Raw genomic sequence first — 24,342 nt, forward strand, 5'->3', positions numbered from 1 at the left:
AACATGGATTGATTTATAATACCGTTGGCAGAGGAGGAAACTCTGTAAAAGGAGATAGTATGAATAACGCATTGAATAACATGGAGAAAATACTTGACCATCAAATATGTGGTTTTCATCAGTATATATTGACATCTCCTGTACACCTGAATTATGTCAGCTGTAATCTGTGTGCAATGCTTGGGATCCAGCAAAATGAACTGTTGGATGACAGAACAGATCTTTATGCAAAAATGGTACATCCTGCAGATCTTGAAAAGTATCTTGATTTTATCCAGAATATAATTCTGAAAGAACAGACGCTTACAGGTGAGTACCGTCTTATAAAAAAAGATGGTACAGTTATCTGGGTAAGAGATACCGTTACACCCGGGAGACTGGATGATGGAACACTCATCGGGCATTCTGTTTTAACAGATATCACCGATATGAAAAACAGGAATACTGATCTGGTATTTTTGAATGAAACTGTTCCTTGCGGAATTTTAAGATATACCTGTGAAAAACAGCCGAGAATTACATATATCAATTCAAAGATGCTTGAAATCCTGCGTTTTCCAGAAGCAAAAGAGGGGGAAATTGATTATCTGGAAATGTATAAAAGCAATATCTTCCTGATGATCCCCATGGAGGAACGACGCAGATTTTCAAAATATCTGAACCGTGTTTTTTCTGCGGATGCTCCAATCGCTGGAGATATGACATTGCTTTGCTGTGACGGATACCGTGCACATGTTTTCGGGTGGGTTACGAAGTGTGTCAATGAACATGGGGAAGCAGAGTTTCAAAGTGTTTGTATGGATATTACGGAGCGTTATCAGGCACGGAAGGCGAATGAAAGCAAACGCTATCTGCGGGCTCTTACTGATGTTTATGATAAGATTTTTGAATTTAATTTTGATGCCGGCACCGTGAAATGCCTGTATTGTGAAGAGACATCTTATTTTAAGAGATTTGAAAATATAGCGATGCAAATTGAGGATGCACTGGAAAAGTGGCTGATCGCATCCGTAAATATAGAACAGCAGGATATTGTGCGGCATTTTTTCAGGGATTATTGTCAAAAGAGGCTGGATGGAATTGACGGCAGACCGCCGCAAGTCATCTATAAGGCCCGTTCTACCAATAACAGCATCAGGCAATATACGGGTATATTTATCAAAGTTGATGAATCGGTCAGTCTCTATTGCTGTCGAGAGACAAAAGAGACGGGGAATTCTGCTGCACTGAAGGAAGAAAACAATCAGCTGAAAGAAAAAATGCGAAATTTAGTCACAAAATTTTCGGATGGCATTGCAGCTTTTGAAGTTACAGCAAAGGGTCTGGTAAAGCCGCTGTATGCAACTGAAAATGTCTGTGAATTTTTTGGCTATACGGAGGAAGAATGGCTTCCACTGATGGAATGCTTCACTCCCTTAGAAAGGTTTGTTGCATACAGCGAAGTTCCTTATGAAAAATATATGGAATTACTAAGAGCCGGGGAAGCAGAGTTTGCTTATTTTGATTATCAGTCTGAGAAAGAATGTAAGATCAAGGCAATTTGTTCCGAAAAAGAGCCAAACACAAATTTTTCCCGTTATGTTATGCTTTATTCAGTAGATGGAGGTCTGGAACCGGACAGATCGACCTTGGCGGAGAAACGTACGGTGTCCATCCGCACCTTTGGTTACTTTGATGTGTTTGTAGGAGACACGCCTATTGCATTCCGCAACAAAAAATCCAAGGAGCTTTTTGCACTGCTTGTTGACCGTAAAGGGGGATATGTTACTTCTGAAGAGGCTGTCAGTTTCCTGTGGGAGGATGAGCCGGCAAATACGCTGACTCTTTCGAGATACCGGAAAGTTGCGCTGCGTTTGAAAAGCACACTGGAGGAATATGGAATTTCCGGTATTGTGGAAGCTGTCGATGGAAAACGACGTATTGTCATGGATAAGGTCGAGTGTGATCTGTATAATTATCTTTCAGGGAAAGAGGAATATTCACAGCTATTTAAGGGAAGCTACCTGACGAACTATAGCTGGGGTGAAACAACGTTGGGAGAATTGATGAATGACGAAAGGTGAAAGCTTTTGTGGGCAGAAGCAGCCCAAGTATTATCAGCTTATGACAGATCTGAAGGAGAAGGTGACAAAGGGCGAGATCCGACCAGGCGATAAGCTTCCCTCTGAAAATGAACTGTCAGCGGCTTACCAGATCAGCCGTCAGACGGTCAGGAAAGCGCTGGCAGTACTTGATAGTGAAGGCTATATTTATGCCGAGCATGGCAGGGGAACATTTTGCCGGGAAAGAGTGATGCACACAGGAAATTCCAGAAATATTGCTGTTGTCACTACTTATCTGTCGGACTATATTTTTCCTCGGGTCATTCAGGGGATCGATGAGGTACTGACCAGAGAGGGGTACAGTATTATCCTGAAAAATACAAAGAACTCCAGAAGCCAGGAGGCGAAGTGCCTGGAGGAGCTTTTACAGAAGGACATTGAGGGGATCATCATAGAGCCAAGCAAGAGCCATATTTACTGTCGTCATACGGAGCTTTATGGGAAGCTGGAGGAATACGGGATTCCTTATGTGTTTATCCAGGGGTGCTTTGATCAGCTCAGTGAAAAGCCAAAGGTGCTGATGGACGACTGCCTTGGTGGCTATCTGATCACGAAATATCTGATCGAGACCGGGCACAGGAATATCATTGGCGTGTTCAAGTCAGATGATATGCAGGGACAGAACAGGCACCGTGGCTATGTACAGGCGCTGCAGGAGGCCGGACTTGTCTATGATCCGGACAGGGTGATCTGGTTTTATACGGAGGACAGAAGGGTGCACCCTTATGATGGGATATGCAGGCTGGTACAGAAGCAGGCTGCCATGGACAGCGTCGTATGCTACAATGACCAGATTGCCATGAAGGTGATACAGGCACTGCAGGATATGGGAAAAAGGGTGCCGGAGGACATTTCTGTTACCGGCTACGACAATTCCTTTATGGCTGCAGGTGACGGCTTTCACCTGACGACCATTGTTCACCCGCAGGAAAAGCTGGGAGAGATGGCGGCAGAGCTTCTGCTTGATCTGATCCACCACAGGGAAGGTCTGGAGAGCGAACAGATCCTGATTGAGCCGGAGCTGGTGATCGGAAATTCCTGTCTTGACAGACGCTGACAAGGATGGCGGCTGCGAAAAAACAACTTGTAAAGATAAGCATACAAGTTATACCATTACAGTATAAAAGACGATTATTTCATGTATTGTAAGGAGGTATCTTGTATGTTACAGAAAAAGAATTATGTATTTTGGTTTTGCACCGGTTCCCAGGATCTTTATGGAGAGGAGTGCCTTGCAAAGGTAGCAGAGCATTCCCATAAGATCGTAGATGCACTGAATGCATCCGGACTTCTTCCCTATGAGGTGGTCTGGAAGCCTACGCTGATCACTAATGAACTGATCCGCAGAACCTTTAATGAGGCAAATCTTGATGAAAGCTGTGCCGGTGTGATCACATGGATGCATACCTTTTCACCGGCAAAATCCTGGATCCTGGGTCTGCAGGAGTATCGTAAGCCCCTGCTGCATTTCCATACCCAGTTCAATGAAGAAATTCCCTATGACAGCATTGATATGGACTTTATGAACGAAAACCAGTCTGCCCACGGTGACAGGGAATATGGTCATATTGTCAGCAGAATGCGGATCGAGAGAAAGGTTGTTGTTGGCCACTGGTCTGATCCTGTGGTAGTCGGCAGAATCGCATCCTTTATGAGAACAGCGGTAGGTATCGTGGAGAGCAGCCATATCCGTGTCATGCGTGTGGCAGACAATATGAGAAATGTAGCGGTTACCGAAGGTGACAAGGTAGAAGCACAGATCAAATTTGGCTGGGAAGTAGATGCATACCCTGTCAATGAGATCGCAGAAAGTGTGGATGCGGTTTCTGCTTCTGATGTCAATGCGCTGGTGGATGAGTATTATGAGAAATACAATATTCTTCTGGAGGGAAGAGATCCGGAGGAATTTAAGAAGCATGTGGCTGTCCAGGCACAGATCGAGATCGGTTTTGAGCGTTTCCTGGAGGAAAAGAACTATCAGGCGATCGTAACGCACTTTGGTGATCTTGGGAAATTGAAGCAGCTTCCCGGGCTTGCCATCCAGAGACTGATGGAAAAGGGCTATGGCTTTGGTGCAGAGGGTGACTGGAAGGTGGCAGCCATGGTCAGACTGATGAAGATCATGACCGGTGACATGAAGAACCCGAAGGGAACTTCCATGCTGGAGGACTATACCTACAATCTGGTGAAGGGAAAGGAAGGCATTTTGGAAGCCCATATGTTGGAGATCTGCCCTTCTATCGCAGATGGCCCTATCAGTATCAAGTGTCAGCCCTTAAGCATGGGTGACAGAGAGGATCCGGCAAGACTGGTATTTACCTCCAAGGAAGGAAGCGGTATAGCAGTATCCCTTATAGATCTCGGCAACCGGTTCCGTATGATCATCAATGATGTAGAGTGCAAGAAGGTGGAAAAGCCTATGCCAAAGCTTCCTGTTGCAACCAGCTTCTGGACACCACAGCCGGATATGTATACCGGAGCAGAAGCATGGATCCTGGCAGGCGGCGCCCATCATACGGCATTCACCTATGATCTGACAGCAGAGCAGATTGGTGATTTTGCAGCTGCTATGGGTGTAGAGGCTGTTTATATTGACAAGGACACAAAAATCCGTGATTTTAAGAGAGATTTGATGCTCGGAGAGGTGTTTTACCGCTAAATTTTGTGGTATGGTAATAAGAGAAGCAAAAGGAGGTTACTTGTGAAATGGAAGCAAAAAAATTAATTGAAGAGGGAAAATCTTTCCTCGGAATAGAATTTGGTTCTACCAGGATCAAAGCAGTTGTGATTGATGAGGAAGGAAAGCCCCTTGCCAGTGGAAGCCATGAGTGGGAGAACCGCTTTGATAATGGGATCTGGACCTATACCCTTGAGGATATCTGGGGCGGGCTTCAGGACTGCTATCAGGATCTTCTGAAGGATATTGACAAAACCTACGGCGTTTCTGTCAGTAGATTTGAGGGCATCGGATTTTCAGCCATGATGCACGGCTATCTGGCATTTGATGCAAAGGATGAGCTGCTGGTACCGTTCCGTACCTGGAGAAATACCATTACAGAGGAAGCGGCAGAGAAGCTGACAAAGGAATTCTCCTTTAATATTCCACAGAGATGGAGTATTGCCCATCTGTATCAGGCGATCCTGAATCAGGAAGCACATGTAAAGGATATCGCATTTTTGACCACACTGGCAGGCTATGTGCATTATAAGCTGACAGGGGAAAAGGTGCTTGGTGTAGGTGATGCATCCGGTATGTTCCCGATTGACAGCACAACCGGCACCTATGATGCGGAAATGGTGGATAAGTTTGATAAACTCATCGCATCCTGTGGATTTTCCTGGAAGCTGACAGAGATCCTGCCGGGTGTCCTGACAGCCGGAGAAAAGGCTGGCGTCCTGACAAAGGAGGGAGCAGCACTTCTGGATGTCAGCGGCAGACTGGAGGCGGGAATTCCGCTCTGTCCTCCGGAGGGAGATGCAGGAACCGGCATGGCAGCAACCAACAGTGTCGGGGTCAGAACCGGTAATGTATCTGCAGGAACCAGTATCTTTGCCATGATCGTACTGGAAAAGGCTCTGTCTTCTGTTTATCCGCAGATCGATATGGTAACTACACCGGATGGGGCACCCGTTGCCATGGTACACTGCAACAACTGTACCTCTGATATCAACGCATGGGTCAATATTTTTGATGAATTTGCAGAGAGCATTGGCCACAAGGTAGACAAGAATACCTTATATACAACCCTGTTCCAGAAAGCACTGGAAGGAGATGCAGACTGCGGCGGTCTTGTTTCCTACAATTATTTCTCAGGAGAGCCGGTTACCGGTTTTGAAGAAGGGGCTCCTCTCTTTATGAGAAAGGCTGAGGATCACTTTACCCTGGCAAACTTTATGAGAACCCATATTTATTCTTCCCTGGCAGCATTAAAATCAGGACTTGATCTGCTGTTTGAGAAGGAGGATGTGAAGGTTGACAGGATGTTTGGCCACGGCGGTCTGTTTAAGACCAAAGAAGTCGGACAGAGGATCGCGGCAGCAGCCATGAATACACCAGTTTCTGTCATGGAGACAGCAGGAGAAGGCGGTGCATGGGGAATCGCTCTCCTTGCAGCTTATATGCAGGAAAAGGAGCAGAATGAAGAGCTGCAGGCATTTCTAAACAGAGAGGTCTTTGCCGGAGAAAGCGGCAGCAGTATTTCACCGGATCCTGTTGAGGTGAAGGGCTTTGAAAGCTTCATGGAGCGTTATATGAAGGGGCTTTCCGCAGAGAGAGCAGCTGTGGAGGCATTGAAGGGCTGAGCTGTTTCAGGGCAGTCGGCCCTGCAGAGGAAAAGAAGAATCCGGAGGACAGAAGAATGTTAGAAGATTTAAAGCAAAAAGTATACGAAGCGAATATGCTGCTTCCAAAGTATGGACTGGTTACCTTTACCTGGGGAAATGTCAGCGCCATTGATACCGAGAGCGGATTGTTTGTTATCAAGCCAAGCGGTGTGGATTATGAGAAGATGACACCGGCTGATATGGTTGTCATGGATCTGCAGGGAAATAAAGTAGAAGGAGATTTGAGACCTTCATCAGATACTCCTACCCACCTGGAGCTATATAAGGCATTCCCGGAGATCGGAGGGATCGTACATACTCACTCTTCCTATGCGACAAGCTGGGCGCAGGCAGGCAGAAGTATTCCCTGCTATGGAACGACCCATGCAGATTATATTTACGGCGAGGTTCCGTGTCTGCGATGCCTGACAAAGGAAGAAATCGATGAGGCTTATGAAGAGAATACCGGTCATCTGATCGTCAATGAATTCCAGAGAATGAATAAGGAGGTCATGGCAGTACCGGCAGTTCTGTGCAAGAACCATGGTCCCTTTGCCTGGGGTAAGGATGCCATGGATGCGGTACACAATGCTGTCGTCCTCGAAGAAGTTGCTAAAATGGCGTACCGGACAGAAACCATCAATCCTAAGGTTGCACCGGCACCGCAGGAGCTGCAGGATAAGCACTATTACAGAAAGCATGGTGCAAATGCCTATTATGGGCAGAACTAAAAGCTTTTGTCTGACAGGGGAAGAGAATATGCTGAAGGTATTTTTAGCTGAGGATGAATTTATCATCCGGGAAGGGATCAAAAACAATATAGACTGGCAGGCTCATGGCTATGAGTTTTGTGGAGAGGCAAGCGATGGAGAGCTTGCCTTTCCTTTGATTCAGAAGACAAGACCGGATATCCTGATCACAGATATTAAAATGCCCTTTGTAGACGGACTCGCATTAAGCCGTCTCGTAAAAAAGGAGCTTCCGGAAACAGAGATCATCATTCTTTCCGGGTATGAGGAATTTGATTATGCCAAAGAGGCGATCCAAATCGGAGTAGCCAGATATCTGCTGAAGCCTGTTAATGGCGAGACGCTGCTGCAGGAGATTGATTCAGTAGCTGAAATCATCCTGGATAAACAGAAGGAAAAGGAAATCCGTGAAAAGTATCAGAAGGAAATGGAAGAAAATTCCCTGCGGGATCAGATGGATCTGTTCCAGCATCTGGTAACGGGGGACTGTTCCATGGAGGAGCTTCTTTCTGTAGCGGATAAGCTTGATCTGAAGATCATGGCTCCCTGGTACAGCATCGTCCTTTTGAAGATACAGTCTATGAAGCATGATTATGAGGAGTATTCCGGAAGCATTGTTGTCGTGGATGAAAGAATTGCAAAGCTGGCAGAGCCTGAGCATGTGCTTATTTTCGACAGGGCGCTGGAGGGCAGAGCATTTCTTTTTAAGGCAGATTCTGAAGATGAGCTGCTTGCTTACCAGAAGGAATATCTGGGCGATGTGAAAGAGGTGCTCTCCAGTTATGTGAATCTGCGTTATTTTGGTGGAATCGGCACTCCGGTCAACAGGCTGCGGGAGATCCCTGCGTCCTTTGAGGATGCCAGTCATGCCTTTGCGCACAGGTACCTGGTAGCAGAAAGCTGTATCCTGGACAGCAGTCTGCTTATGCAGGAAGGTGCTGCAGAGCATGAGGACTTTAGGATCAGCGCTGTGAATCCGGAACAGATCGACCGTACGAAAATGCAGGAGTTTCTGCGGACAGGAGATCTGGATGAGGTTGTTTATTTTGTAGATGAATTTTTCGGCAAGCTGGACGGAGGTGCCATGAAATCCAGGATCTTCCGTCAGTATATCACCATGGATGCGTATTTCAGTATTGTGGATTTCCTAAAGGGGCTTGGATTGCAGAAAGACGAGATCGAGGCACCGGATCAGGACAGTTCCATTCTGCAGGATGAAAAAAGTGCCATGGATTATATTGTCAGGATTATGGAAAAGGCACTTGTGCTGCGTGAGAAAAAGGCGAGCAGCCGCTATGAGGATGTGGTGAGCGAAGTCATCCATTACATTGAAGATAATTATGCGCAGGAAGAGCTGTCATTGAATCTTCTGGCGTCCCATGTGAATTTTTCCCCTAATCATCTGAGTATGATCTTCAGTCAGCAGACAGGACAGACATTGATCAGGTATCTGACCGATTACCGGATGAACCGGGCGAAGGAGCTGCTTAGGTGCAGCAGTAAGAAGAGCAGTGTGATCAGTATGGAGGTAGGGTATAAGGATCCCCATTATTTTTCTTATCTCTTTAAGAAAACACAGGGAATGACACCAACTCAGTACAGAGGAGGCAGGGCAGCAGAGGGAGAGGATTTATGATCAGAAGACTGAAGGATATTTATTACAGATCTTCTCTTGCCACCAAGATCCGGTATTCCTATCTGTTTCTGCTGATTCCGCTTCTGATCTTTCTGGTATTTACTTTTTATAATCTGTGGGACATGAACCATAATTATGAGGATATGGTCAATTCTACTGTAGTTGCCAGTGAATTCAGCCTGGACTTCAAGAAGGATTTCGACTATGAAACCTATCTTCTTATCGTAGGAAATAAGACTGTGGAGGAATCTGAACTGGATTCCATGATAGAAGAGGCTGAAAGAATCGTAGTCGGACTGGAAGAGATAACAGAGGCAGAGGATAATATAGCCAGGCTCGACAGTGTGAATAAATATCTGAGCAATCTGCGGATTTATGTAGACAGGATCGAGGAAAATCTCCAGAAGGAAAGCCGTTATGAGGACAATATGGAAATCTGGGAAAATGATGTCCAGATCGTCACCTCATTGGTTGGAGATACGATGTCCCAGTACATATACTATGAGGTCAGGGGGATTCAGCAGTCGAGGGCGGCATATCAGACATTTTTCATGAATCTGGTTCGTTTTTCCCTGCTGGGAATGGGTCTGCTCCTGCTCCTTGTCATTATCCTTTCTTATTATATCCCCAGAAGTATTACCATGCCGATCACCAGGATCAGCAGGGTAACAAATCAGGTGGCAAAAGGAAATCTGAGTGTCAGGGCTGCAGCGGAAAGCGGTGCAGAGGCGCGGATGCTCAGTGATTCCCTGAATGCCATGATAGATAAGATCAATGAACTCCTGGATCAGGTGACAACGGAACAGATAAGGCTGCGGAAGGCAGAATTTGAACTGCTGCAGGCACAGATCAATCCACATTTTCTGTATAATACACTGGATACGATCGTCTGGCTGGCAGAGGCAGGGGATCAGAAGCGGGTCGTCAGCATGGTGGGCAATCTTTCAGATTTCTTCCGGACAAGTCTGAATCAGGGCAAGGATATTATCCCTATCCGGGAGGAGCTTGCCCATGTCAGAAGCTATCTGGAGATCCAGCAGGTCAGATATCAGGACATCCTGCGTTATGAAATTACTGTACCTGAGGATCTTTATGAATATAAAATTCCTAAGATCACGATCCAGCCCCTTGTGGAGAATGCCCTTTATCACGGGATCAAGAATAAAAGAGGGCAGGGAACGATCACCATTACCGGAGAGAGGAGTGAAAATGGATTTGTCCTGTATGTAAGGGATAACGGTATCGGGATGATACAGGAGCGGCTTAATGAGGTACGTGCCGGGATACAGAAGCTTTCCTATACCGGTAAGGAGATCTATGGTCTTTATAATGTGAATGAAAGGATCCGGCTGAACTTTGGAGAGACGTATGGAATTTCCATTGAAAGTACTTACGGAGAAGGAACATGTGTAAGCATAAGCCTGCCGGATCAGTGGAAATAAAAAATCAAACCGAATTCGGAAAAAAATCAACCCCGGGTCTGAGCTGAATAGAATATTGAACCTTCGTAAGAAGTATGTGCATGGAATTTACTGTGTTTTGAGGATAAGATAATATCATCAAAACACAGTAAAACTTTTTTAAGGGAGGGTTTTCCATGAAGAAGAAATTTTTAGCAGCTATTTTAACCGCAGCCATGGTACTTGGACTTACCGCATGCGGAGGTTCAGCAGATACCGCAGCATCTTCTGATGCAGCCGCTGCTGACACAACAGAAACAACAGAAACAACAGAGACAGCAGAGGTGGCAGATACATCTGCAGCAGGTGAGCTGATCAAGGTTGGCATCATCAATAATGATCCTAATGAATCCGGTTATCGTACAGCAAATGACAAGGATATGAAGAACATGTTCACAGAGGCAAACGGATATGAAGCATCCTTTGCATACAGCCTTAAGAATGATGAGCAGATCACAGCAGCCCAGAAGTTTATCCAGGACGGTGTTGATTATCTTCTTCTTTCTGCAGCTGATACAGCTGGATGGGATTCTGTATTAAAGGATGCACAGGATGCAGGAATCAGAGTTATCCTCTTTGACCGTACCATTGACGCGGATGAGAGTCTTTATGAAGCTTCTATCGTTTCCGATATGGCAAAGGAAGGACAGACGGCAGTTGACTGGTTAAAGGGACAGAATTTAAGCGAGTATAAGATCATCCACTTACAGGGCGTTATGGGTTCAGCTGCACAGCAGGGACGTACCGGTGCTCTGAATGATGCAGCAGCAAATGACGGCTGGACACTGGTTACCCAGCAGACAGCAGAGTGGAACGCAGAGAAGGCACAGCAGATCGTACAGTCAGTCATTGACTCCGGTGAAAGCTTCAACGTAATTTATGCAGAGAATGACGATATGGCAAAGGGTGCTGTTGCAGCACTGGATAAGGCAAACATTCCTCACGGTGTAGGCAAGGATGTCATCGTAATGGGCTTTGACTGTAACAAGTGGGCTCTGGAAGAGCTGCTGAACCAGAACTGGAACTATGATGGACAGTGCAATCCTTTCCAGGCTTCCTATATTGACGATATCATCAAGAAGATTGAAGCAGGCGAGACAATCTCCGAGAAGACAATCATCATGGATGAGAAGGGATTCGATGCTTCTACCATTACCCAGGCAGATGTAGATCAGTACGGTATCTAAAACGGACTGAAGAAAGACGACAGAAAGTAAGCGCAGCGCGGCGTAGTAAATGAAGGTGGTACGCATGCACTGCGCTTTTTTTCTCCAGGAAGAGCCAAAAATAAATGGTTCTGCGGATCATTTGGAAATCAGAAATAAGGGGTGAACAGACAGTGAAAGACAATGCGGTATTAGAAGTAAAGAACATACATAAAAGCTTTCCCGGTGTACGTGCCCTGCAGGGAGTGGACTTTACTCTCCGGGAGGGAGAAATCCATGCACTGATGGGAGAGAACGGTGCCGGAAAGTCTACCCTGATCAAGGTACTGACCGGTGTTTATACCAAGGATGAAGGGGAGATTTTCATCAAAGGAAAAGAGAAAGCAATATCCATTCATTCTCCACAGGAAGCGCAGAAGCTCGGAATCAGTACAGTGTATCAGGAGATCACACTCTGTCCGAATCTTTCCGTGGCTGAGAATATGTATATCGGCCGGGAGAGCAGTGCCCTGACCAACTGGAAAAAGATGAATGCAGATGCAGATAAGATCCTGAAAAATCTGGATATTCCTGCAAAGGCAACCCAGCAGCTTGCAAGCTGCTCGATCGCAGTACAGCAGATGGTAGCGATTGCAAGGGCTGTAGATATGAACTGTAAGGTGCTGATCCTGGATGAGCCTACCTCATCCCTGGATGAGCAGGAGGTGGAAAAGCTTTTTGGACTCATGAGGGATCTGAAGTCCAGAGGGGTAGGAATTGTGTTCGTTACCCATTTCCTGGATCAGGTTTATGAGGTCTGTGACCGGATCACCGTACTTCGTGACGGTAAGCTGGTAGGAGAATATGAAATCAAAGATCTTCCAAGAGTACAGCTTGTTTCCAAAATGCTTGGCAAGGAGCTGGATGATCTTTCTGATATTAAGGGTGAGAGTAAAGCAGAAGCTTCAGATGACTCTGTACCGGTGCTGGAAGCGAAAGGGCTGTACAGCAATGCCGGGATCAAGCCCTTTGACTTCTATATTAAGAAGGGAGAAGTCAATGGCTTCACTGGACTTCTGGGATCTGGACGGAGTGAATGCGTCCGTGCTATTTTTGGAGCCGACAAGGTGCTTGGCGGCATAGTAAAGAAGAATGGAAAAGAAGTGAAGATCACCAGTCCGCTGGCAGCCATGAAAAATGGAATCGCTTATCTGCCTGAAGATCGTAAGAGAGATGGTATCGTAGGTGATCTTTCCGTAAAGGAAAATATCATTCTGGCGGCGCAGGTGCTTCGTGGATTCTTTAAGCCTTTTTCAAAAGCAGAAAAAGAAAAGTTTGCAGAAGAATATATCAAGCTGCTGGATATTAAGACTGCATCTCCTGAGACACCGATCAAATCTCTGTCTGGAGGAAACCAGCAAAAGGTTATCCTGGCAAGGTGGCTTATGACCCATCCGGAATATCTGATCCTGGATGAGCCGACCAGAGGAATTGACGTAGGAACCAAGGTGGATATCCAGAAGCTGGTATTAAAGCTTGCCGGTGAAGGAATGAGCGTTACCTTTATTTCTTCGGAAACAGATGAAATGCTCCGTACCTGTTCAAGACTGATCGTTATGAGGGATCGCAAGGTGGTAGGAGAGCTTTCCGGAGAGGATCTGACACAGAATAAGATTATGAGCACGATTGCCGGAGGTGAAAAATGATGACAACGAAAGTAAGAAAAAAATCCGGGGCGGCTGATTTCTTTGGCAGTCTGCTGCGTAAACAGATATTTATCCCCATTGCAGCGCTGTTGCTTCTGGCAGTTTTCAATCTGATCGCTGATCCGTCCTTTTATAAGATCTCATTGGGATATAACAGTGCAGGAGATCCGGTTCTTTCAGGATATCTGATGACGATCCTGGACTATGGATCAGAGCTTGCAATCCTGGCGATCGGTATGACACTGGTTACAGCGGCATCTGGTGGACAGGACATCAGTGTGGGTGCAACGATCGCTATCAGCGGCAGTGTGATACTACGAGTTCTCTGTGGAACAAATTCAAGACCGGATACTCTGCAGGCACCGATCATCGTGGCATTTCTGGTAGCCTGTGTGGCAGCAATGCTCTGTGGAGCCTTTAATGGGATCCTGGTAGCCTATTTCAAGATCCAGCCGATGGTTGCCACGCTGATCCTGTTTACGGCAGGGCGTTCCATTGCAGCATGGGTCAACAACAATGAACTGCCGATCATCAGTGATCCGACATTTTCCTATTTTGGAGGATTTATTCCGGGAATCCCGATCCCTACACCGTTCTTTATTGCAGCAGCCTGTGTGGCAGTGATCATGCTGGTGATGAAGTTCACCAATCTGGGATTGTATACTCAGGCAGTGGGAATCAATGAAAACTCTTCAAGACTAAATGGTCTGAACCCGGCGTTTATCAAGTTCCTGACCTTCGTTATTCTTGGGGTATGTGTAGCAGTAGCCGGTCTGATCAAGGTAAGCCGTCTGTCCTCCATTAACTATTCCGTTATTGCAAAGGATATTGAAATGGATGCCATTCTGGCAGTTGCACTTGGCGGCAACTCCTTAAGTGGTGGCAAATTCAATATGACAGCATCTATTCTTGGTGCTTATGTTATTCAGTTCCTGACAACTACACTGTACAAGTTCAATGTACAGTCAGATGCCCTTTCTGCCTATAAAGCAGTAGTGGTAATCGTACTGGTGGTACTCAGTACACCGGTAGTACGTGACTGGTTCACTGCCACCTTTAAGAAGATCAAAGCAGGAGCAGGAAGAAGGGAGGCAGCATAATGAAAAAGAAAATATCCAATATGTCAGACACCAATCTGCTTCTGACGATCACTGTTGTTGTATTCTTTGCCATGTATATTGGAGCGATCCTGTTTCAGGGAAAGGGCTTTTTAAAGCCGCAGACATTTTTTAATATTTTAAATGCTAATGCTTCTCTTATCATACTTTCCTGTGGAATGAGCATTGTTATGATCACAGGAGGAATTGATATTTCCGTGGGTGGTGTGACAGCCCTTGTCAGCATGTGCTGTGCGGTATATCTGGATTATCACCAGGGAAATGTATTCGTATCCATGCTGATCGCACTGGCTATCGGCCTTGCCTTCGGCGCGGTACAGGGTTATCTGGTAGCGTATCTGGATATCCAGCCGTTTATCGTAACACTGGCGGGCATGTTTTTTGCAAGAGGCATGACAACTATCGTAAACAGTGCTCCCTTCAACGTAGCCAACGAGGCTTTTGTCGCACTGAAGGAAACCCGCGTGATCGTACCAGGTATGGGATCGGTAAACAAGCTTGGCAAGTATGTAAATGCTTACGTGGAAATAGGTGTGGTAGCTGCCCTGATCATTGTGATCGTTCTGTTCTGTGTCCTCCGCTGGACAAAGCTTGGACGAAGCTTTTATGCAGTAGGCGGCAACAGACAGAGTGCCCTGATGCTTGGTATCAATGTAAAGAGAACGAGATTCCTTTCTCATCTGATCTGCGGACTGTTGGCAGGAATCGGTGGATTCGTATATTTCCTGCATGTAGGCTCCGGCTCCGCTTCCCATGCGAGCGGTATGGAAATGAATGCCATTGCTTCTTCCATTATCGGTGGAACCATGCTGACAGGCGGTGTTGGAAATATCATCGGTACATTCTTTGGTGTTCTTTCCTTAAGCACCATTCAGAACATTGTATCTTCTGCAGGTCTTGACCAGGCGTGGTGGACAGGAATTACCATTGCAGCAATGCTCTGTCTCTTCCTTGTTGTACAGAGTGTGGTAATTGCCAAGAAGAAAAAAGCGCTGAAATCAGAATAAGGAAACAGACAGCAGAGGTAACTGCAGGGACAGATGTCTTTTTTGCCTGATGGCGGAAAAGTTCTACCGGCAGCTGCCTCTTTTTGTTTCCAGATCCCGGTGAATCAGGTATAATAGCATGTATAAGTTTACAGAAAGACGGGAAAAAGAAATGCGTTTACAGAACAGAATCTTAAAGGCAGGTATCTGTCTGCTGGCAGCAGTTTCTCTTCTTACAGGCTGTGACAAAAAGAGCGAAATGGTTCCAGCAGAAACCTCTCCGGCGCCGAAGCCGGTCGTGATCGGATTTTCCCAGCTTGGAGCAGAATCAGACTGGAGAAGTGCCAATACACAGTCCATGAAAACGACCTTTACAGCTGAAAATGGGTACCAGCTTATTTTTGAAGACGGACAGCAGAAGCAGTCAAATCAGATCCGGGCGATCCGGACATTTATCCAGCAGGATGTGGATTATATTGTGCTGGCACCGGTGACAGAGACCGGATGGGATACGGTGCTCCAGGAAGCAAAGGATGCCGGGATTCCCGTGATCCTTCTGGACAGACAGGTAGATGCTACGGATGATTCCCTGTTTACCTGCTGGGTCGGTTCAGATTTTGAACTGGAGGGACGGAAGGTCACAGAATGGCTCAGACAGTATACGATCCGGAAGGGCATTGATCCATCTGAAATCCACATTGTCAATATCCAGGGGACGATCGGAGCATCTGCACAGATCGGAAGAACAAAGGGACTGGCCAGGGCAGCAGAGGAGAACGGCTGGGAGCTTCTGGCAGAGGTGCCAGGAGACTTTACCCAGACTAAAGGCCGGGAAGTGATGGCGGAACTTCTTAACATGTATGAAGATCTGAATGTTGTTTACTGTGAAAATGACAATGAGGCTTTTGGAGCCATTGAAGCGATTGAAGCAGCGGGAAAGAAAGCAGGTTCGGATCTTCAGGCGGGTGAGATCATGGTGATATCCTTTGACGGTGTGAAAAAGGAAGCCATGGAGTATGTATATGAGGATAAGATATCGTGCATCGGAGAGTGTAATCCAGAGCAGGGAGCCATGGTACAGGAGGTGATCGGAAAGCTGGAGCGGGGAGAGACACCAGAGAAGTTTTCCTATGTCCAGGAGGGGATGCTGACCCATGATGATACGGTTCCTGAAGTGATGGTCGGTGGCAAAAAATACCCGGTTACTGTAGTAACCGGGGAGATGATACAGGAATAAGAATCTTGTCAGCTGTTGCCTCTGTAAAGAAAATGTTAAAAAATAGTCTGAATAATTAAAATTCTGTAAATCCGCTTAATGTGAGCAATTTCTTATGTTATACTGAAAATCAACAAAGGAAAGAGCATAACAGAAAGGCGACGATTATTATTGAGAATTAACAGATCGAAATTCAAAGAAAAATTTGTAGAAACCCTAAAGGCAGTATTTCCTATCATAGCGATTGTACTTCTGCTTTGCTTTACCATTGCGCCGATCTCACCAAGTATTGTGATGGCGTTTCTTATAGGCGGAGTGCTTCTGATCGTGGGAATGCTGCTTTTTTCTATTGGTGTGGATCTTTCCATGACACCTATGGGAGAGAGGGTTGGAACAACAATGACAAAGAGTAAAAAGCTGAGCATTGTGATTCTGGTTGGCTTTATCATGGGATTTGTGATAACGCTTTCAGAACCGGATCTGCAGGTGCTGGCACAGCAGGTTCCTTCTGTTCCCAATATGGTACTGATCCTGGCGGTAGCGGCAGGGGTCGGCTTCTTTCTGGTAGCAGCATTACTCCGTATGCTGCTTTCTATTTCACTTCCTAAAATGCTGGTGATCTGTTATCTGATCGTTTTTGGGCTGGCGGTGTTTGTACCGGCAGATTTTCTGTCAGTTGCTTTCGACTCCGGAGGTGTGACGACAGGACCTATGACAGTTCCCTTTATTATGGCTCTTGGTATTGGTATCAGTGCGATCCGAAGTGATAAGCATGCCTCAGATGACAGCTTTGGCCTGGTGGCACTCTGTTCTGTCGGACCGATCATCGCTGTATTGATCCTTGGACTTATTTATCATCCGGACAGTATGGATTATGTACCGCAGGCTATTCCGGAAATCCAGGACTCTGTAGCGCTCTGGCATATGTTCGCGACAGAAATTCCGGAGTATATGAAAGAAATGGTGGTCTCTCTTCTGCCGATCATTGTTTTCTTTGGCATTTTTCAGCTGATCGCAAGGGATATCAAGAAAAAGACTCTGATCAAGATCGGGATTGGTCTTGTTTATACATATGTAGGTCTGGTATTGTTTTTAACAGGAGTCAATGTAGGATTTATGCCGGCCGGCAATTATCTGGGACAGGTGATCGCAGGACTGCCCTACCGGTTTATTATCGTACCGATCGGTATGATCATCGGTTATTTCATTGTACAGGCGGAGCCGGCAGTATTTGTCCTGACCAAACAGGTAGAGGAGCTGACGGATGGGGCAATTTCGGCAGGAGCCATGGGAACCAGTCTTTCTGTTGGTGTGTCAGTTTCCATAGGCCTTGCAATGATCCGGGTACTGACAGGGATTTCTATTATGTGGTTTCTCATTCCCGGTTATGCCGTAGCATTGATACTGACCTTTTTTGTACCGAAGATCTTTACAGCGATTGCCTTTGACTCCGGTGGTGTGGCAAGCGGACCTATGACGGCAACCTTCCTGCTGCCCTTTGCCATGGGTGCCTGCAGCAGTGTGGGTGGTAATATCATTACGGATGCCTTTGGTGTAGTGGCCATGGTAGCCATGACACCGCTGATCACGATCCAGATCCTTGGTGTGATCTACAGAATTAAGGCAGAGAATCTGAAGAAGCATGCAGCAGGTATGGCAGCGACACTGGAAGCCTATGGAGATATGGAGATTATTGAATTATGAGTAAACTAAATCTGATGACAACGATCGTGGACAGGAACCAGGTCAGAAAATACCTTCATCTTTATGAGGAGGAGGGGCTGCAGATCATGCTTGTCACCCTGGGAGATGGAACTGCCTCAGGAGATGTGCTTGATTATCTGGGACTGGAAGCGACAGAAAAGGCAGTGATCTTTTCTGCACTGACAGATGAGAATTTTTATAAGACGAAGAAGAGTCTGCAGAAAAAGCTGCAGATCGATGCACCGGGAGGCGGTATTGCCTTTATCGTGCCCTTCAGCAGTATCGGGGGGAAGAAAGCACTACAGTTTTTCACAGTGGGTCAGGATTTTCAGAAAGAGGAGGAATCAGCCTTGAAGGATACTACATATGAACTTGTGATTGTGATCGCCAATCAGGGATATATTGAAATGGTTATGGACGCAGCAAGAGGAGCCGGAGCTTATGGCGGCACGGTGATCCATGCCAAGGGCACCGGTATGGAGCAGGCCGAGAAATTTATGGGCGTGTCTCTGGCGGCCGAGAAGGAAATGATCTTTATCGTGGCAAAGAAGGAGCAGAAGAATGATATCATGAAGGCTGTGATGGAACAGGCAGGACTGGATACCAAGGCAAAATCCATCGTATTTTCCCTGCCTGTTACTGATACCGCAGGCCTGCGACTGCTGGAGGACTAAGCAGGTTTTCGGTCAGAAGTGGCAGGCTCTCATATCAGTCATAAATATCCACTTTGATCCTGTCCTCATAGGGCTTTATCAGCTCGTTAACGGCCTGATAAGCCAGAGAGCGGGAATCTTCTATGATCTCATGGCAGTTTGCCTCTGTGACTTTGTGATCATTCCTGATCATACTGTCACAGATGTACTGGTTGATCTCCGGGGAGAAGTGAAGCAGATCCATATAGTTGTCCAGATCTGTTACGATCTCTCTGTCATTCAGGAAATAATACAGTTCCACATTCTCATAAGTAAGAAGTTTTTCCATGGCCTGCTCCATGTTGTACAGGTAGCTTTCCGTTTCTCCGTTCCGGTAGATATTGTCCCACCAGAGCATGGAATATGGTGGAATGGAAATTTTAAATTGTGTTTCAGGGTGGGCCTCGATCTCTGCACAGAGCAGGGCAAGATTTCCGTCAAGCTTATCCTGATAGCAGGTTTCCGGCTTCATGTCTTCAATGTTCATTTTCCGGATATAAAGTCCCAGGATCATATCCTCATTAAAGGATTTCCACTGAGCCCAGTTGTAGGAGTTCCCCTCGTCGTAGTCACCGGTCAGTGACTGGGCGATCATGTAGGGGATCTTTTCAAAAAGCACATCCTTATTCAGGAGATATTCAATGTCGTTCAGATGATTGTCATCATAGAGGTACATAGGACAGCCGGTGCTTTCAAAGGTAGTGACCGGGTCGGCGCAGAGGGCGGAGGGGTCCAGGTTATAAAAAACATAATTTATCGAATGATCCTGGAAAGCGATATCCAGCAGATAGCAGAGATCTGCGGTAGCGCCATAAGACCGGATCGCCTTGATGGAGGTGCAGTTAAAACCTTCGTCGAACCAGTGATTATTGTAGTTTTCAGATACAGAAGAACCGGCGATCACGGCATCGTAGTCAAAGTTCTTCAACGAGCCTGCGCACTGGTATTCCTTGTCTGTCAGAACTGCCTTCAGTCCCGGCAGGGGCTTGTGATACTGATAAAAGGGATCAAATGTCACAACCAGAAGGATACACAATAAAAGTAAAACTGCAGTTCCTGTAAAAAAATATTTCAAAAATCTTTTTGCCATCATAAAAATCCTTTTAAAAATTAAAGTAAATAAAGGTGCTGACCTGAGAGAAGGAAATGATGCACCAGCAGAAGAGAACAACGATCACCAGAGAGAATTTTCCGGTCAGGGATTTCTCCTCTACGAGCTGCAGGGCATTTTTCCGGCTGATCAGAACAGCACTGATCACAAGCAGCAGAACAAACAGGATCAGGTAGGCAGTGTTCAGCAGGGAAGGCTGGAACAGATTGATCGCCTGTTTGATCAGGTAAAACTCAGGGATATCAAGCTGAGCTGCAATCTTTGTCAGGTATCCGGTAGAACGGAAGGAGAAAAGATTACGGAACATAGTAAAGGCGTTTGTCATGCTGTCGCTGCGGAAAAAGAACAGGGACAGATTGAAAAAGGTAAAGGTGAAGAAAACACCAAGCCATTTTGGAATATAAAATCTGGCTTTTTCTTTTTCGTTGCTGCCTCTGACACCGATCAGATGCAGATTGTCAAATACCACAAGAAGTCCCTGCATGGAACCCCATGCCACATAGGTCCAGTTGGCGCCATGCCACAGACCGCTTAAGAAAAACACGAGGAAGGTATTGATCAGGGTCCGCACCTTTCCCTTACGGCTTCCACCAAGGGGAATATACACATACTGGATAAAGAAACGGGATAGGGTGATATGCCATCTCTGCCACAGTTCCTTGACCGTACAGGCCTTGTAAGGGGAATTGAAGTTCACCGGCAGCTTGATATTGAACAGAAGACCAAGGCCCATGGCCATATCACTGTAGCCGCTGAAATCAAAATAAATTTCGAAGGTATATGCCAGGATCACAAGGAGTGTAGAGGGCGAATCCAGAAAAGCAGTGTTGGTAAAACCGTAATTTACAGGGAGAGCAAGAACGTCTGCCAGCAGTACCTTTTTGGAAAGTCCGAGAGTAAAGAGGGCGATGCCTTTTGCAAAATTCTCCCGATTGAAGCTCCGAAGATGTTTATCGGCAAACTGCGGCATCATTTCTTTGTAAAGAACAATAGGACCGGCAACAAGCTGTGGGAAAAAGGTAACAAAGGTGACGTAATCAATGAAAGGATAATGTTCAGCCTTATGCTGGCATCTGTCTACGATGAAGGAAACCTGCTGGAAGGTAAAAAAGCTGATACCAAGAGGCAGCAGGATATTATGCATGGCCACATTTGTATGGAAAACGGTATTGATGTTTTCAAAGAAGAAATCATAATACTTGAAATAAAATAAAAAGCCCAGATTAAAGGCAAGTCCTGCCAGAAGAAAAATGCGGTCGGACAGCTTTGTCCTGGAAAACCTGAGCAGGAAGCTGAGCAGATAATTGCCGAGTATGCTGACCAGTATGATACCCAGATAATACGGGTTAAAATAGCCGTAGAACCAGAGTGACATGGCGGCAAGAAAACAGGTGGCGGTCTGATAGAAGCCTCTGCTATTCAGGAAGTACCAGCCAGCCAGTACGAGCGGCAAAAATATAAAGATAAATATATAGGAATTAAAAAGCATAAAATATCCTCCAGAACCTTCGCTATAGTATAGCATGGACCGGCATAATTTGTCTAATGCATGGAAATACTGTGAACGGAAAGAAATAAGAAAAGAGGGTACACAAAATGGGTAAATACTGGTTCATGGTACTTTTGTTTTTGGGTGTTACGGCAATAGGCTGTCAGAGGGATCATACCGGAGAGGACAGCCGGGCCTATGCAGAGGATGAAGCCGGGAGTGAAGCGGTAAATACACTGGTTTCAGGCAGTAAATACAGGATCGTCACAGATGTCATGGAGCTGCGTGACAGTGTGGAAGGGATCCTTTTGCAGGATTACTGGCCAGATACAATGCTTACGGAGGAAGAATTCGCGGAACGGACCGGCATATCAGAAAGTATGTACGACTGCTTTCTGGCAGAATACCAGCGTTCTGAAGCAGGAGTGGATATGCTTATACTGGTGAAGGCAAAGGAAGACTATGTGGAGGATGTGGAAACGTATCTGAATGATTACAGGGAGGTTCTGCTGAACATTTATGAAAAACAGCCCATGGATGAGGCAAAGATCTTTGCCTCCCGAATTGAAACTATTGGAAATTATGTCTGCTTTGTGCAGCTTGGAGCAAATATCAGTGATCTGAAGGATTCCGGACGGGAGGAAATGGTACGCCGCTGTCAGGAAGAAAATGAGAGAGCGATCGATATGATGGAGAGAAAAATTGCCCTGTTCGAGGATTAGCCGCTTTTCAGCGGTTAACGGTTTCCTCGATCAGGTCAGTAATGGCTTTTATGGCATGGAGCTGATTGCTTCTGCTCATGGCCTCAATATAGGTCTGTCTTGTAAAGTAGAGCTCTGTTATTTTTTCTGTAAGAAGGGCAGGAGAAAGATCATCATCATTCATGACCATGCTGTACCCCTGGGCTTCAAAGGATCTGGCATTGAGGATCTGGTCACCTCTGCTGCTGGCTGCAGGAAGGGGGATCAGGAGGTTCGGTTTCCTTAGGGCAAGCAGCTCACAGATGGAATTGGCGCCGGCTCTGGAAATGACTACGTCTGCAAGGGCAAAGAGATCCTTCAGCTCTGCCTTTACATATTCAAACTGCACATAGCCTTCTGTATGAAGCAGCATATTATCAATTTTATCCTTGCCGCAGATATGGACGATCTGGAAATCCTTTAACAGCTCCGGGAGTGCGTCCCGTACGGTTTTGTTGATGGAAGCGGCGCCAAGACTTCCGCCTATTACAAGGATGACAGGCTTGTTGGCTGTAAAGCCGCAGATATCAAGAGCAGCAACCTTATCACCCTTCAGCAGTTCCTCACGGATCGGGGAGCCGGTCAGGACAGCTTTGCTTTCAGGAAGGGCAGATACCGTCTCCGGGAAGTTGCAGCATACCTTTTTGGCAACCGGGATACACAGCTTATTGGCAAGGCCCGGTGTCATATCGGATTCATGGATGATACAGGGAATGTGCAGAGTTGCAGCTGCCCTTACGACAGGTACGCTGACGAAACCGCCTTTGGAAAAGACAATGTCGGGACGGATCCTCTTCAGATGATCTCTGGCCTGTACAAAGCCCTTGATGACACGGAAGGGGTCAGTCAGATTTTTCATATCCAGATAGCGCCTGAACTTGCCGGTCGCAATTCCATAGTAAGGGATATTAAAATCTGTGATCAGCTTCTTCTCAATTCCGTCATAGGAGCCAATATAGGATATTTCATAACCCAGCTCCTTCAGATGGGGAATCAGCGCAATATTGGGGGTAACGTGCCCGGCGGTTCCACCGCCTGTCAGCACGATTTTTTTGATTTCTGTATCGCTCATGAGAGCCTCCTGTTTATTGATTGCCGTTTTTGATCTCTTCCAGTGCCCTGGCGAGCTGGTCAGGACAGGAGGTTGGTTTGAAACCACAGCGGATTCCCTTCAGCTTACTGATGGCATCATCAATCTTCATACCTTCTACAAGGTGGGAAATTCCCTGAAGATTTCCGTTGCAGCCGCCATAGAACTGTACAAATTTAATAATTCCGTCCTCTACCTCTACATCAATAGAAGTGGAACAGGTTCCTTTTGTCTGATATTTCATAATAAGTACCACCTTTCTGATAAAGTATTATACCCAATGATCTGCAATTTTTAAAGTAGCATGTAAGAATTTGTCGAGAAATGGTGATGCATTTATGCACCGCTTTGCAGACAGCAATTATATAATAGAAGAAGAATTTTTAAGGAGGAATGTTATGTTGTACTCATTATGGAAATATAAACTGTTACTGTTTCTGATCATCTTATTCTTTGTCTGTAGTATTATATGCCAGATCGTTCCGGGAGTGATCCTTTCCCATCTCCTTGAGGAAACAGAGAATATGGCAGCTACTAAGAACCGACCGTTGAAACAGTGCAGGCTGAAATATATCAATTGTTGTCAGTTAAACGGAAGGGTAGTCAATACTGGCGTTTTTGTGGACAGGTTTATTAGAAAGCTCACCTTTTCAGGGATTTCTCTGAACAGGATAAGCAATATGGCAGGACAGATGATGATGCTTTCCATACTGGTCACAGGGATCTGTGTCTGCCGGTGTCTTTCAGCGGGTGGGACTCTGTTTCAGATTATTCCCTATTATGTGATCAGTATACTGGAGCTTTATCTCTATTTTACACTTTCTGGAGCGGTAGATATAGCAGGACGGAAGGAAGCCCTGAAAATAGAGCTTACGGATTATCTGGAGAATCATCTGATGCCAAGACTGCAGGAAACGATGGAGGAAGAAAGCAGGGAAAAAGAGAAGCGGCCAGCAGATACAGAAGAATTTGTACAGGAGGAGAACAGGCTTGATCTGTCACAGATACGTAGGGATGAACTGGAGGAGCTTCTACGGGAACTGATAGGATAGAAGTGCTGACATATATTTTATAT

Annotated in this window: 20 protein-coding genes; 16 read left to right on the plus strand and 4 right to left on the minus strand. The window is 46.0% G+C overall.

The genetic code is table 11. From position 1 onward, the window contains the following. Positions 1-59: 59 nt before the first annotated feature. The 14 genes from WJQ40_RS12850 (at position 60) to WJQ40_RS12915 (ending at position 18,819) form a co-directional block, all read left to right on the plus strand. Positions 60-2,063 (plus strand): PAS domain-containing protein, encoded by a 2,004-nt coding sequence (locus WJQ40_RS12850; RefSeq protein WP_337540690.1) that lies wholly within the window; start codon positions 60-62, stop codon positions 2,061-2,063. After that, a complete protein-coding gene (locus tag WJQ40_RS12855) occupies positions 2,050-3,159 on the plus strand; it encodes a GntR family transcriptional regulator (protein ID WP_262575328.1) in 1,110 nt (369 codons plus the stop codon). Before WJQ40_RS12850 ends, WJQ40_RS12855 begins: the two co-directional genes overlap by 14 nt. Before the next feature lie 105 nt (positions 3,160-3,264). Continuing rightward, on the plus strand, positions 3,265-4,761 hold the full coding sequence (gene araA, locus WJQ40_RS12860) for an L-arabinose isomerase (protein ID WP_337540693.1): 1,497 nt from the start codon (positions 3,265-3,267) through the stop codon (positions 4,759-4,761). A 47-nt stretch (positions 4,762-4,808) separates the two neighbouring features. Further along, positions 4,809-6,404, plus strand: coding sequence for an FGGY-family carbohydrate kinase (locus tag WJQ40_RS12865; protein WP_337540695.1), 1,596 nt, complete (start codon positions 4,809-4,811; stop codon positions 6,402-6,404). Between the two features lie 56 nt (positions 6,405-6,460). Then, on the plus strand, positions 6,461-7,156 hold the full coding sequence (locus WJQ40_RS12870) for an L-ribulose-5-phosphate 4-epimerase (RefSeq protein ID WP_118798504.1): 696 nt from the start codon (positions 6,461-6,463) through the stop codon (positions 7,154-7,156). Beyond that, complete coding sequence (locus WJQ40_RS12875; RefSeq protein ID WP_337540698.1) at positions 7,143-8,810, plus strand: response regulator; 1,668 nt, start codon at positions 7,143-7,145, stop codon at positions 8,808-8,810. The genes WJQ40_RS12870 and WJQ40_RS12875 overlap by 14 nt, the downstream gene beginning before the upstream one ends. Further along, positions 8,807-10,252 (plus strand): sensor histidine kinase, encoded by a 1,446-nt coding sequence (locus WJQ40_RS12880; RefSeq protein WP_337540699.1) that lies wholly within the window; start codon positions 8,807-8,809, stop codon positions 10,250-10,252. Before WJQ40_RS12875 ends, WJQ40_RS12880 begins: the two co-directional genes overlap by 4 nt. Before the next feature lie 155 nt (positions 10,253-10,407). Next, the gene (locus WJQ40_RS12885; protein WP_118798506.1) at positions 10,408-11,457 is read left to right on the plus strand and encodes an ABC transporter substrate-binding protein; all 1,050 of its coding nucleotides are present in this window, start codon (positions 10,408-10,410) and stop codon (positions 11,455-11,457) included. Between the two features lie 152 nt (positions 11,458-11,609). Further along, entirely contained in the window at positions 11,610-13,121 is a 1,512-nt protein-coding gene (locus WJQ40_RS12890; protein ID WP_337540700.1) for a sugar ABC transporter ATP-binding protein, read from the plus strand. Beyond that, positions 13,121-14,221, plus strand: a complete 1,101-nt coding sequence (locus WJQ40_RS12895; protein WP_118798596.1) for an ABC transporter permease — start codon at positions 13,121-13,123, stop codon at positions 14,219-14,221. Before WJQ40_RS12890 ends, WJQ40_RS12895 begins: the two co-directional genes overlap by 1 nt. Then, positions 14,221-15,246 (plus strand): sugar ABC transporter permease YjfF, encoded by a 1,026-nt coding sequence (locus WJQ40_RS12900; protein WP_337405783.1) that lies wholly within the window; start codon positions 14,221-14,223, stop codon positions 15,244-15,246. Before WJQ40_RS12895 ends, WJQ40_RS12900 begins: the two co-directional genes overlap by 1 nt. A 118-nt stretch (positions 15,247-15,364) precedes the next feature. Then, positions 15,365-16,462 carry an ABC transporter substrate-binding protein gene (locus tag WJQ40_RS12905; protein WP_337540703.1) on the plus strand — a complete coding sequence of 366 codons (1,098 nt, stop codon included), beginning with the start codon at positions 15,365-15,367 and terminating at the stop codon, positions 16,460-16,462. A gap of 150 nt (positions 16,463-16,612) precedes the next feature. After that, on the plus strand, positions 16,613-18,145 hold the full coding sequence (locus WJQ40_RS12910; RefSeq protein WP_337540704.1) for a DUF1538 domain-containing protein: 1,533 nt from the start codon (positions 16,613-16,615) through the stop codon (positions 18,143-18,145). Further along, the gene (locus tag WJQ40_RS12915) at positions 18,142-18,819 is read left to right on the plus strand and encodes a P-II family nitrogen regulator (protein WP_337540705.1); all 678 of its coding nucleotides are present in this window, start codon (positions 18,142-18,144) and stop codon (positions 18,817-18,819) included. Before WJQ40_RS12910 ends, WJQ40_RS12915 begins: the two co-directional genes overlap by 4 nt. A gap of 34 nt (positions 18,820-18,853) precedes the next feature. On the opposite strand, the gene WJQ40_RS12920 is transcribed toward WJQ40_RS12915, so the two are convergent. Further along, a complete protein-coding gene (locus WJQ40_RS12920; protein WP_262575334.1) occupies positions 18,854-19,930 on the minus strand; it encodes an SGNH/GDSL hydrolase family protein in 1,077 nt (358 codons plus the stop codon). A gap of 10 nt (positions 19,931-19,940) precedes the next feature. Continuing rightward, positions 19,941-21,437, minus strand: coding sequence for an MBOAT family O-acyltransferase (locus WJQ40_RS12925; RefSeq protein WP_337540707.1), 1,497 nt, complete (start codon positions 21,435-21,437; stop codon positions 19,941-19,943). 107 nt (positions 21,438-21,544) lie between these two features. Between WJQ40_RS12925 and WJQ40_RS12930 the strand changes: the two genes are divergently transcribed. Then, positions 21,545-22,159: a DUF4358 domain-containing protein gene (locus WJQ40_RS12930; RefSeq protein WP_337540710.1), complete on the plus strand. Its 615-nt coding sequence runs from the start codon at positions 21,545-21,547 to the stop codon at positions 22,157-22,159. 7 nt (positions 22,160-22,166) lie between these two features. Here WJQ40_RS12930 and WJQ40_RS12935 read toward each other — a convergent pair whose 3' ends face one another. Further along, positions 22,167-23,234 carry an undecaprenyldiphospho-muramoylpentapeptide beta-N-acetylglucosaminyltransferase gene (locus tag WJQ40_RS12935; protein ID WP_337540755.1) on the minus strand — a complete coding sequence of 356 codons (1,068 nt, stop codon included), beginning with the start codon at positions 23,232-23,234 and terminating at the stop codon, positions 22,167-22,169. Between the two features lie 28 nt (positions 23,235-23,262). Then, positions 23,263-23,511, minus strand: coding sequence for a TIGR03905 family TSCPD domain-containing protein (locus WJQ40_RS12940; protein ID WP_118798513.1), 249 nt, complete (start codon positions 23,509-23,511; stop codon positions 23,263-23,265). Positions 23,512-23,665: 154 nt separating this feature from the next. Between WJQ40_RS12940 and WJQ40_RS12945 the strand changes: the two genes are divergently transcribed. Then, a complete protein-coding gene (locus WJQ40_RS12945; RefSeq protein WP_337540712.1) occupies positions 23,666-24,319 on the plus strand; it encodes a hypothetical protein in 654 nt (217 codons plus the stop codon). The last annotated feature ends 23 nt before the right edge of the window (positions 24,320-24,342 follow it).

The sequence above is a fragment of the Suilimivivens sp. genome (assembly GCF_037359455.1).
Classification (GTDB): Bacteria; Bacillota; Clostridia; order Lachnospirales; family Lachnospiraceae; genus Suilimivivens; species Suilimivivens aceti.